The 12,477-nt window shown below is 44.3% G+C and carries 8 protein-coding genes; all 8 read left to right on the forward strand.

Annotated elements, in window-relative coordinates:
* Positions 1-2: 2 nt before the first annotated feature.
* Complete coding sequence (locus tag T541_RS0101110; protein WP_026650968.1) at positions 3-947, forward strand: LicD family protein; 945 nt, start codon at positions 3-5, stop codon at positions 945-947.
* Between the two features lie 18 nt (positions 948-965).
* Complete coding sequence (locus tag T541_RS0101115; protein WP_026650969.1) at positions 966-2,312, forward strand: hypothetical protein; 1,347 nt, start codon at positions 966-968, stop codon at positions 2,310-2,312.
* 60 nt (positions 2,313-2,372) lie between these two features.
* A complete protein-coding gene (locus tag T541_RS0101120) occupies positions 2,373-3,557 on the forward strand; it encodes a CgeB family protein (RefSeq protein WP_026650970.1) in 1,185 nt (394 codons plus the stop codon).
* 105 nt (positions 3,558-3,662) lie between these two features.
* On the forward strand, positions 3,663-4,823 hold the full coding sequence (locus T541_RS0101125) for a CgeB family protein (protein WP_026650971.1): 1,161 nt from the start codon (positions 3,663-3,665) through the stop codon (positions 4,821-4,823).
* An 81-nt stretch (positions 4,824-4,904) separates the two neighbouring features.
* Positions 4,905-5,621, forward strand: a complete 717-nt coding sequence (locus T541_RS18430; protein ID WP_034465531.1) for a ribulose-phosphate 3-epimerase — start codon at positions 4,905-4,907, stop codon at positions 5,619-5,621.
* A 624-nt stretch (positions 5,622-6,245) separates the two neighbouring features.
* Positions 6,246-8,858 (forward strand): flagellin, encoded by a 2,613-nt coding sequence (locus T541_RS21295; protein WP_026650973.1) that lies wholly within the window; start codon positions 6,246-6,248, stop codon positions 8,856-8,858.
* A 144-nt stretch (positions 8,859-9,002) separates the two neighbouring features.
* Positions 9,003-10,775, forward strand: a complete 1,773-nt coding sequence (locus T541_RS0101145; protein ID WP_026650974.1) for an AAA family ATPase — start codon at positions 9,003-9,005, stop codon at positions 10,773-10,775.
* Between the two features lie 237 nt (positions 10,776-11,012).
* On the forward strand, positions 11,013-12,086 hold the full coding sequence (locus T541_RS0101150) for an ATP-binding protein (protein ID WP_242840734.1): 1,074 nt from the start codon (positions 11,013-11,015) through the stop codon (positions 12,084-12,086).
* Positions 12,087-12,477 lie beyond the last annotated feature (391 nt).

Genomic DNA, 12,477 nt, shown 5'->3' on the forward strand with positions numbered 1-12,477 from the left:
AAATGCTGAATTTCACCGAAGATTATTGGAAAGATGAAGAGAGAGACGGGTACAGGGTTACCCGCGTTATGAAGAAGGCATGGGCTGTTCAGATGACAGTCCTTGATATGGTGCTTGAAATTGCTGATAAGCATGGCATCAGGATCTTCATGGACTACGGCTCTCTTCTTGGCACGATTCGTCATGGAGGCTACATTCCGTGGGATGACGATCTGGACCTGTGCGTACTTCGCGAGGATTACATGAAGCTCCTACGCATTCTCAAGGACGAACTTCCTGATTACTGCGCGGTTTACAGCTTTTACACAGCTGAGAATTACGCTGAACCCAAGGGGTTCATCGCCAACAGAAAGATAATCGATCTTGGAATAGATGAAAAAGAGGCAGAGATTACCAAGAGATATTACGGATGCCCCTACGTGACTGGACTGGATCTATATCCTCTTGATTACGTGCCATCTGACGGCAATGTGTGGGAGAACGTTAAGAACCTGTACACAGCGGCCTATGACCTGGCCTTTAACTATGATGCATATGTGGCAGCAGGGCTTTTGGAGGAGTACCTGCCGGAACTTGAGAAGGTGGCTGGCACCAAGGTTAAAAGAGATGAACACCTTCGCACCAATATATGGAAGCTGGCGGACCAGATCGCCATGATGACGAAGCGCCGAGATGCCCGCTATTTGTGCTGGTATCCGGACTGCGTGTCCTCTACCCATGATGCGAGACGCAAGCTCAACTGCTACCAGACCACGGTGATGAAGCCTTTTGAGATGATGCAGGTTCCAGTGCCCGAGGGCTATGAAGAAATCCTGAAGGTCAGATATGGCGAGAACTACATGACGCCTGTCCAGGGCGGCGCAGCCCACGAGTACCCATTCTTCGCACCTCAGGAGCGTAAGATTCTCAAGTACCACCTAGAGTCTAAGCTGGTGGATATTATCTAATTTCCAGGAGACAACCACGTGAAGAGAGCTCAGAAGACGGCCCTGATCTCCATGATAGAGACCATGCAGGAAGCCGTAAAAGAACTAAATAAGCGCCTGAAGATGTCCGACACCGCTGGGCTTCCAAATCTCCTGGCGGACCTGCAGGATACTGCTGTAATGGTGGGAGAGACAATAGAGGCTGAGATTGGACAGGGGAGCAAGTCTGCAGCTCTCTTAGAGAAACTGTGCGAAGAAGCCTATAAGGTTTCAAATGAAATGTCGCCGGACAATGCCCTTAACGACATCCTCGTCCAGGCCAAGGACTCCATAGACGCCGAGATCCATGCCCCTGCGACGGTAGTCTTCTTACCGATTGACGCCAGCATGTGGGATGGCTTCGGGACGATCTGGGAAAAAGAAATCTCAAACCCCGATAACAAGGTGATAGTAATCCCACTTCCCTGGTACGAGCGAGACGGAAGCGGTGCCCCAAGCGTGCTTCACTATGAAAAGGACGGATATCCGGAGAAGGTTGAGACCACAGGTTACAACGACTATCTCATCAAGAACAATCATCCAGACGTGGTCTACATCCAGAGCATTTCAAACGGCAATGACTTAGGAAAGACGGTGCATCCGGCATTCTATACCAGCGAACTTAAGGATAACACCGATGACCTTATCTATATCCCATACACCCTGGAGGGCGAGATTGACCTTAAGAACGAAAGCCAGCTGGCAAGGCTCACTGAGAAGGTGATGCTGCCTGGCATATTTGATGTTAATACCGTGATTCTCCAGTCCCAGAACCTTAAAGAAGCCTACATCGAAGTTCTCACCAAAGACATTCCGCCAGGCAACGAAGAGGAGCTGGCAGAGAAAAGAGATTACTGGGACAGCGTTATCAAGACCTACGGAAGTCCACGAATAGAGCGGATTCTCAGACTCAATAAGGAAGACATCCCACTTCCAGAAGAGTGGAAGAGATTTGTGGAAAAGCCCGACGGAAGCAGAAAGAAGATAGTTCTTTACAGTAATTCCGGCTGGACCTTCATGGAGGACTGTGACGGACTTATAGATAAAATCAGGGATTCCTTCAAGGTATTTGAAGAGAACGCAGAAGCTATCGCCCTTATCTGGAGACCATACCCAAGGATAAAAGAAATCCTGGGGCTTCTCCGTCCAGATTGCCTTAAGGAGTATGAGGCCCTGGTCCAGGAATTCAAGGATAAAGAGCTGGGAATCCTGGATGAAGACAGCGATTTCACCAGATCAGTGGTACTTAGTGACGCCTACTATGGCGATGACGGTGGAATGGTATCCGTGTACCGCGCCACAGGCAAGCCTGTGATGGTGGAGAACATCAGCGTGAGATCCTCGTGAGACACTGATGAATAGTAGTGATAAATCGATGGTAGTTGTATTCTGCACCGGAGTAACGACATGAAGATTTTGTTTCTTGACTGGAAAAGCATTGGAAATGAGGATATCGTGGCCGCCTTCGATTCCCTGAAGGCTGAAGGCCGCAGCATTGAGCTGATCATGTATCCCTTTGACAATCATATCGACAATGGTGACAAGGCTTTTGAGGAATCCTTTACCAGGGACCTGCAAAAAGAGAGCCCTTCCTTTGTGATGTCTTTTAACTACCATCCGCTGGTGTCTATGGTGTGCAACAAGATGGGAATCAAGTATGTGTCCTGGGTTTACGACAACCCTGCGGTGCGCCTGTATTCCTACACGCTGATCAACCCCTGCAACTACGTATTCCTCTTTGATTCGCAGCAGTACGAGGTCTTTGCAAGCCAAGGAATCAAGACTGTGCACTACCTGCCTTTGGCAGCGGCAACCACCCGCTATGACAAGATTACAATTACCGAAGAAGCCCGCAACAAGTGGGGCGGACAGGTGTCCTTCGTGGGAAGCATGTACTCCGACGAGCATAGCTACTACGACCAGATCGAAGACAAGCTCTCCGACTACGCCAAAGGCTACTTAAGAGGCCTCATGACCACTCAGATGGAGATCGACGGCCTTAACATAATCGAGAAATCCCTAAGTGGACCTGTTATGAAGGAGATGGTGGACGCCCTTGGCCTTAAACCAAGCTTTGACGGCGTCGAGACCTTTGAATACCTCTACGCCAACTACGTCATCAACCGCAAGATCACAGCTATTGAGCGAAGCGAGATCCTAGCAATGATCGGCCAGCGCCATCCCGTGAACCTTTATACCGGTGAAAAGAACTATGAATCCCAGGGCGTCAACGTCCGAGGCAAGGTAGATTACTATAACGAAATGCCATATGTTTTCAAATGTAGCGACATTAACCTTAACATTACACTTCGAAGCATTCAAAGAGGAATCCCACTGCGTGCCATGGACGTTCTGGGGTGTGGAGGATTTCTTTTAACCAATTATCAGGAGGACATGACTCAGTTCTTCACGCCAGGTGAGGACTTCGTGTTCTACGAAAGCCGCGCGGATCTTATGGACAAGATTGATTATTACTTGGAGCATGATGATGAGCGTCGCGCTATAGCAGAGCATGGCCATGACAAAGTCAGGGCCGGTCACACCTACGAGCAGAGGGTACGAGAAATATTGGACATTGTAGATGAAAAGTGAGTGATATAGGTTAGGTGATGAACTGATCATTATTGAAGAATAGATGGAACAATTGATATAGACAAATGTTGACGCGTTTAGTGATACTGAGGTCTAAAATAATTCATGAAGATATTACTCTACGACTTCCTAAATTCATACATTCAGCACGATCTTCTCTACTTCCTTGAGAAGATGGGGCATACCTGCGTCAATGTCAAGTACTTGGAGGACGTGGACAAGTACCAGGATGAGGCCTTCGAAGCCAGGATGGAGCAGGATTTGCGAGATAGCACTTTTGACCTGGTGTTTACCACCAACTTCTGGCCAGTGGTGTCCAAGATCTGCAACAAGCATGATCTTAAGTACATTTCCTGGTTCTTCGATTCGCCGCCTAACCTGCCAACAGCGGATTACATGGACAATCCCTGTAATTACATTTTCTTTTTTGCCCAGGCAGACTATCAGGAGTACAAGACCATGGGGCTCACGAACGTGTACTACATGCCCCTGGCGGTGAATAGGGCCAGGCTTTCCAGGATTGTGACGGATCACAGGAAGTACGATGCGGAGATTGCCTTTGTGGGGCGGCTTTACGAGTCCATACTGCCAGATATCAAGGCTCACATGACAGAGCACCAAAAGGGCTACATCGATGCGGTTTGCGAGGCCCAGCGCCTGATCTACGGAGCCTACATTATAGATGAGATGATCACTGAGAACTTTGCTCAGGACGTGCGAGACCAGTATAGGAGCCTATCCGACAAGGCCATACAGCTCTCACGCAAGGAAATCACTTGGGCCATGGCTTCGTACGTAACAAGAATTGAGCGCTTCAGCCTGCTGCGCCTGCTTGGAGAGAAGCACCAGGTCAAGCTCTATACCCACTCCCTTTCTGATGAGGAAAAGAGCTTACTAAAGGGCGTGGAGTTCTGTGGGCCGGTGGACTACCTGACTCAGATGCCACAGGTCTTTGAAGCCAGCAAGATTAGCCTGTGCCCGGTGCTTAAGGCCAACAAATCTGGAATCCCGCTGCGGGCTCTGGATGTAATGGGATGCGGAGGATTTCTTTTATCAAGTTTCCAGCCGGAGCTGGCGGAGTACTTCGAAAATGGCAAAGAGTGCGTGATGTACGGATCTCTGGAGGAGGCCATTGAGCTGGCGGACTACTACCTGGAGCATGAACAAGAACGCAAGGATATTGCCCGGGCGGGGCTTATCAAGATAGAAAGAGACTTCAGGTACGAGGATAGATTGGGACAGATAATGGAGATTGCTGGATTCTGAGAGATGGATTTTGTTTGAGAATCTGACGATAAATATAGAAATATGTGAAGATTATGCAGCATTATAGAAGAGGGCAAACAAATGGCAAACAAATTTGCACTTACAGCATCAATGATGTGCGCGGATTACGGAAATCTTGAAAGAGAGGTCAGGGACCTGGAGAAGGCCGGCATTGACTCCTTCCACATCGATATCATGGACGGACGATATGTTAATAACTTTGCGATGTCGCTCTACGACATGGCTTACATCGCCAGCGCCAGCAAGAAGCCACTGGATGTGCACCTTATGATTGAGCATCCGCGTAACAGCATAGATATGTTCCTGGCAAAGCTTCGAAAGGGCGATACAGTCTACATTCATCCTGAGGCAGAGTACCATCCTTCTGCCACGCTCCAGAAGATCATCGATGCCAAGATGCACCCTGGAATTGCCATCAATCCTGGCACCAGCGTGGAGACCATCAGAGAAATGTTGCGAATAGTGGATCACGTCCTTATCATGGCGGTTAACCCAGGCAATGCCAGCCAGATGTTCCTTCCTTTCGTGGGAGAGAAGATAGAGCAGCTCATTGAGCTACGTGACCAGATGGGATTCAAGCTCTTTTGGGACGGCGCCTGCGGAGCAGATAAGATCAAGAGATATGCCCCTGAGGGAATAGACGGCTTCGTCCTTGGAACCACGCTCCTCTTCGGTAAGAAGACCGGATATGACGAGATTATCAAATCCATCCGCAACATGGATTTCAAGTACCTTGAGCACGAGAAAAAAACACCCTGTAATAATTATATGAGCTGAGTGCGGGTGAATATATGGGGATGCGGTTGAATACAGAGGCTGCATTCATCTTGATTTGGAGATATGGATTATTTGGGATGCATTGTACTGACTGTTATGGCTGGAGAATGCATCCCAATTATTGTGTTTTTGTTGTCCGGGATGTGTTGTGCAGGCTATTATAACTGCTTGATGCATCCCGATTTTGACATATGTGTAGTTCGGGATGCATTGTGCAGGCTAATTATGGTTGCTAAATACATCCTGATTTTTGGGGTTGTCATGCTTGGGATGCATTTCGCAAGCTTTTACGACTACATAGCACATCCTGTTTTGGCTGTACTTCAAGTTTGGGATGCCTAACGCCACTCATAGCAATCTCATAACGCATCCAAATTGCATTGCACATCGCATATGGGATGTACTACGCCATCCATGACAAGTATCCTGTAAAACCCAATAAACCTACGCACCCACAAAAGTGAATAAAAGAGAAAAAATATATCAATTTTTGTTTAATAATTTCCGATATAAGAATAGAAGATATATATTTGTGTGATTAAAAACAGATAGTTCATGGGGCAAGAAATTCAGCAGGAATAAGAAGTGACCTGACTTAAGCCCTCGACAACCAATGGAGCAATTATGGTAATACAGCACAATTTAGCTGCGATGAACTCACAGCGCATGCTAGGTATTACAACAGGAATAAAGGCGAAGTCTTCAGAGAAGCTTTCTTCTGGATACCGCATCAACCGTGCAGCAGACGACGCTGCAGGGCTTGCAATCAGCGAGAAAATGAGAAGACAGATAAGGGGCATGGGCCAGAACATGGATAATATCCAGGATGGCACAAGCTTCTGTCAGGTTGCGGACGGATATCTCAACGAAGTCCACGACATGCTCCAGAGGATCAACGAGCTTTCTGTAAAAGGAGCTAACGCCGTCCTTACAAGCGACGACCGCGCCTATGTTAATGATGAAGTACAGGCCATCAAGGACGAGATCGAGAGAATCTTTGATACAGCTACATTCAATGAGATGAAGATCTTTAAACTGCCGTATACACCGACAGTTGAGCCATTTGATGAGCCTTATGATACACAGATCTTTTACTCAAGCCCTGGTGTTATCGGTGGTCTTGAGTTCAACAATGTCAGATATAACCTGGATGAGCTTCGTGCTAAGGGCCTTGATCTGGATGCCAATGGTAGATCCACCAAGGAACAGACCGTGGAGTTCAGCCTCTGGGACAATGAAAAAGTCTCTCTTACACTTCAAGAGGGCGATTCCCTTGTTAATGTAAAAAGAAATTACGAATGGAAAGCCGACAGTAACGGCATCAAGATCAACAACGTGGATGCTGCTACCTGGGCTTCTCTTGGCATATCCGGAAATGGTAACGATGCAGGAACCTATTCCTTTGTTTTCCATGGAATGAAGATCAGCTTTGACGTGGAGCAGGGCGACAGCCTTGAAACCATCATGGATGGTATTAACGGAAACAGTATCACAGAAGCTTCTTATTGGACGGTTTCTCCATCTTCAACAACCAACAGATCAGTAGTTACATTCCCTTCAAGCCAGTCTGTGAATGTAACTAATGCTAATAAAGATGTAGTTGATGATAAGTTTGAGATTAAGGCAACGACGACAGGTCTTTCTATCACAAGAACTGACAAAGATACCGGAGCCACCAGCACTTCCTCTGAGACATCCTGGGGAAGCTTTAGCAACGTGGGCGGAGCAATTCCTCGTACACCAACTGAGAATACAAATGGTGGATATCCTATCGTGGATTGGGGTCTCGATGTGGATTCCAATGACCAAAGCCAGATTACCTTTGAGACAGAGGCTACATATAGATTTACCAAGACCGCTGACAACGTGGGCGTGGATGTGACCTTTAAGCTTGCGGATGTTTCCAGTAGAGATGATGTTATCTCTGCAATGGACGGAGTAGAACTTAAGGGATCTGTAAACGCACCAGCAACACTTACTTCCAATAGTTCAAGTCTCTTTATATCAGGTGGTTCCAGAATCACATCTGGTGGAAATGAGGCCTTTGAATTGCAGAGACAGTATGGTCGTAACTTTGATACCAATGCAAATATGACAGGATCAATTGGCTGGACCAAGACGGATACCAAAGAGTCAGCGCATACCTTGGATGATTCAAGTCATAATAGACAAAGCATAGATTTTAGCAATTCAACCTCAGCGGATTATTACTATAGAGACGATAATGGAGATATCCATTTTAGAAGCGGCGAAGTAATCCAAAGTCAGTTGGAGCATTGGACAAGAACGGATAATTATTCCTGGACTAAGGACATCGATTTGTCTTTGAAGGGACAGTTGGGTAACAGTCAGACAGAGGAAGATACCCATACTGTGACAACTCAGTATTCAGAGACTAAGATATACAAATACGATGTTACAAACGCGGGTGTTTATTCCGTTGGTAGCGATACAATAATCACAGATGCTGCAACAATAGCAGACCTTGAGGCTCAGGAGGCAGCAGGAACTCTGACCATTGAAAATGGAGCTCACGCAGCAACGAGAACGGTATCAACCTCTACTCTGGTAAGCGATACAACTTCATTGATACCGGGATCAATAACCTTCTCCGGACCATATCTGGATCAGAGCGACACAGATCTTGATAAAACTGCATTTAGCTATTCATATTCAGTTTCTTTCAATGACCTGGTTAACAACAATAGCGGAAGCGCAGGCTTTACCCTTAGCTTCAATAACCAGCCAGCTACAAGAACCCTTACACCTAACTCCAGAGGTAACGGCAACTCAGTAGTGGAGCACGATTTCATGAACATCGTAATCGAGCCTCCGGAGAAACAGCTCATCATCCAGGCTACCACAGAGGGTATCGATGAGCACCAGATCTTTATCAACTGGAGCGCCCTTAACCTCTCTGTTATCGGTATGACAGGTGCTAACACACTGACAGAGGATTCATCCCTTGGATCCATCGAGCTTACCAAGTCAGCTCTTGCTAAGATCGCATTCGAAAGATCCAGATTCGGATCCTCTCAGAATAAGCTCGAGCATGCCTACAACTACACCGCCAACGCTCAGGAGAACACTCAGTACTCCGAGTCCATGATCCGCGACACCGACATGAACTCCGAGATCTGGCGCTATCGTAACAACGAGATCTTGATGCAGGCTGGCCAGTCACTGCTGGCTCAGGCTAATCAGAGTAAGGATGGCGTGCTGTCACTGTTGCAGTAAGAAATAGCTCATTAAGTGAATAAATGATTATGATTGGACCGGTTTTGGGATTAGTTCCAGGGCCGGTTCTTATTTAACCTATTTTTAACCTTATCATTTACGAATAAGGTTAAAAAGGTTAAAATGACGTTAGAGGGCATAACTATGAATGATAAAACGAAAAGAGAAATTGAGAAAAAGATAAATAGTCTTCCCAAGGGAATCATTACGCTTAAATCAATTAACGGAAGAGATTACGAATACTGGCAATACCGTGAGGGTGGAAAGCAGATCACCAAGCGTGTAAAGGGCGAGGAACTGGAAATATTAAAGAACCAGATAGAAGAAAGAAAACGCCTCGAAGCTCAGCTTAGCTCGGGATCTGATGCGGATACTGATCGTAGGGACAATCACATAGAGGATGAATTCCTGTGTCATGTGAGACTTGGAGATGAACTACGAGCATTCTCTGAAATGGTCAAGGATTACAAGAGGCGAGACTGCTTTGAAGAGCTTGAAAGCTATCTCTACGGAGAGGTAAGCGACAGGGTTCTTATTTTGTATGGCCTTCGAAGAACTGGAAAGACAACGCTTATCAAGCAGGCACTAGTTAGAATGGATTCTAAGACTCTTTCGAAAGCGGCCTTTGTTCAGGCAGGAGCTTTTAATACGATAGCCGATCTGGATAAAGATCTAAGAAAGCTGGAAAAGGTTGGTATTAAATATGTCTTTGTGGATGAAGTGACACTGCTTGGTGATTTTATTGAGAATTCCGCGATCCTTGCAGATATTTTTGCCAGTAGCGGAATGAAACTTGTTCTTTCAGGAACGGATTCATTGGGATTTCTTTTTACACAGGACGAGCAGTTGTATGACAGGGCAGTATTTGTTCATACCACATTTATTCCATATAGAGAATTTGACCGGGTACTTGGCATATCAGGCGTGGATAAATATATTCAGTTTGGCGGAACCATGAGCATGGGAGGCGTTGATTATAATAAGATGCAGATGCCTTTTGCGAATGGAAGAACTACTAATGAGTACGTGGATACAGCTATAGCCAAGAATATTCAGCATTCTTTGGCTAACTACCAGTATGCAGGCCACTTCAGGGGCCTAACAGAGCTACATGAAAAGAATGAGTTGACCAACGTTATTAATAGAATAGTCGAGGACATCAATCACAGATTCGTCCTGGAAGTTATACATAGCAAATTTGAATCTCATGATCTTGGAATCTCGCGCAATAATCTGAGAAAAGACAAGACTAAACCAACGGATATTCTGGATTACGTGGATGAAGATGAAATTATAGACAGAATTATGAGTTTACTGGATATCAAGGATGCATCATCCGATATGATTGAGATTCGTGAGTCGCACCTGGAAGAGATTAAGTCGTATTTGTATCTCATGGATCTTATTGAGAATATCAATGTGCGATCTTCCCAGAGTCTTTCAATATTACGAGAGAGGATAGTTTTTACACAACCTGGACTTAGATATTCGCAGGCGGAGGTCCTTATTTCTGCGCTTCTTCAGGATGATGTGTTTAGAGATACTGATATTAAGGAGAGAAACAGAATTGTCAACAGAGTCCTAAGTGAAATAAGAGGGCGAATGCTCGAAGATATCGTACTTCTGGAGACTAAGAAGCGCTATCCAGACAAGGAAGTGTTTGTATTGCAGTTTCCAATTGGTGAATTTGATATGGTTGTGTTTGATCCGAAGGAGATTACTTGCAGACTATATGAGGTTAAGCATAGCGATAAGGCTGTCCCTGAACAGAGAAGGCATCTTATGGATAAAGATAAATGCGAGTATGCGCAGAAGCAGTACGGAGATATAGTGGAAAAGTGTGTGTTGTACTACGGAGACGACTGCGAGTGCGATGGGGTGAAATATCGTAATGTTGAGGGGTATCTAAGGTTTTAATAATGGATATTACTTGGTATATAGAAATCATACAAATTGTCGATGAGATATAAAAGGATATAAAAGAGGCTTATGGAAAAAGTGTATTATTTGGCTCTGAAATCCATGGAAAAAGTGTCAACAATCTTGATCTAAGAATAGTTGACGCAAGATATTTACTGTATTATCATGAAGATATAAAAGGATATAAATAGATATAAAAGAGCTAAGGAAGATATAAAAGGATATAAAAGAACTTTGGAAGATATAAAAAGATATAAAAGAGAGGGGATTGTAATGCAGAATCCATTTTCAATTTCATTTGGCACGCCACCATCACAGTTCATATCAAGAATAACGCAGACAAACCAGATATTGGATACATTTACTGCCAGCAAACCATCTAATCATGTATTTATGCTTACTGGTATAAGAGGATCTGGGAAAACGGTCATGATGACTGATATTTCAGACAGACTCCGTAAGGACAAGAAATGGATTGTTGTAGAGATAAGTCCTGAGCGAGATATGCTAGAAAGTCTGGCAGCAACTCTTTATGCAATTCCAGAAATGCATGCTTTATTTTTAAAGGCAAAGTTGGATTTTTCTGTATTGGGTCTTGGAGCAAGTATTGAAAATGCTGCGCCAATTACTGATATAGAGGTTGCAGTTAACAGAATGCTGGAGCATATTACTAAAGCGGGAAAGAGGCTATTAGTCACAGTGGATGAAGTGACTAATAATCCTTATGTGAAGGTGTTTGCTGCAGCTTTTCAAATATATTTACGACGTAATTATTCGGCATTTCTTCTGATGACAGGTTTGTATGATAATCTTTATGATCTGCAGAATGAAAAGTCGCTTACATTTTTATACAGAGCACCAAAGGTTGTGTTAGAGCCACTTAATTATACTGCTATCGTGGCACATTATAAAAAGACCTTTGAAATAACTGATGATAAAGCTGAGAATATGGCGAAGCTAACAAAAGGTTATTCATTTGCTTTCCAGGTTTTGGGTTACCTTACATGGGAGAATAAAGACAAAGATATTGAGGATATTATTCCTGAATATGACCAGTATCTTGAAGAATATGTGTACGACAAAATATGGTCTGAAATGTCCAATATTGATAGAAAGATAGTGGAACATCTTGCCACAACTGGAGAGACAGATGTTACCAAAATTCGTGAGCAACTTGAAATGACTACACCACAGTTCTCAGTTTACAGAGATAGACTTAAAAGAAAAGGAGTCATTAATACTACAAGGTATGGATATATCTCACTTGTATTGCCACGTTTTGAAGAGTACATTAAGGTGCATATGTAATTCTAAAAAAACGATAAAATCTTCTCGCCACGAACTACATAATTTAATGCTAAAAGAGCTGACTAGAGCCGATAAATCAAGGCTTTGGGACAGCTCTTTTGATTTAAGAAAATGTTTAAATTTGGCGCTAAGGATACATGATAAAATGTCGATATAAAATATACCGCAGCATATGTTGTGGCGTAATAAAGTTGCATGAAAACTGATAATTGACGCATTTTGCAGATATTTGTATAATTTTATTATGATATTGCGATAATATTCTGACAATCTACAGAATTCGCATTCATAATAGCGCAATATGCATCCAATTATCAATTAGACATATTCCGATATGTTTCTCTTGATGATTAGGGGTGATGCCAATGTGCTTTAAAACACATGGAAATAG

It is taken from the genome of Butyrivibrio proteoclasticus P6B7 (assembly GCF_000622085.1).
In the GTDB taxonomy this organism is placed as follows: Bacteria; Bacillota; Clostridia; order Lachnospirales; family Lachnospiraceae; genus Butyrivibrio; species Butyrivibrio proteoclasticus_A.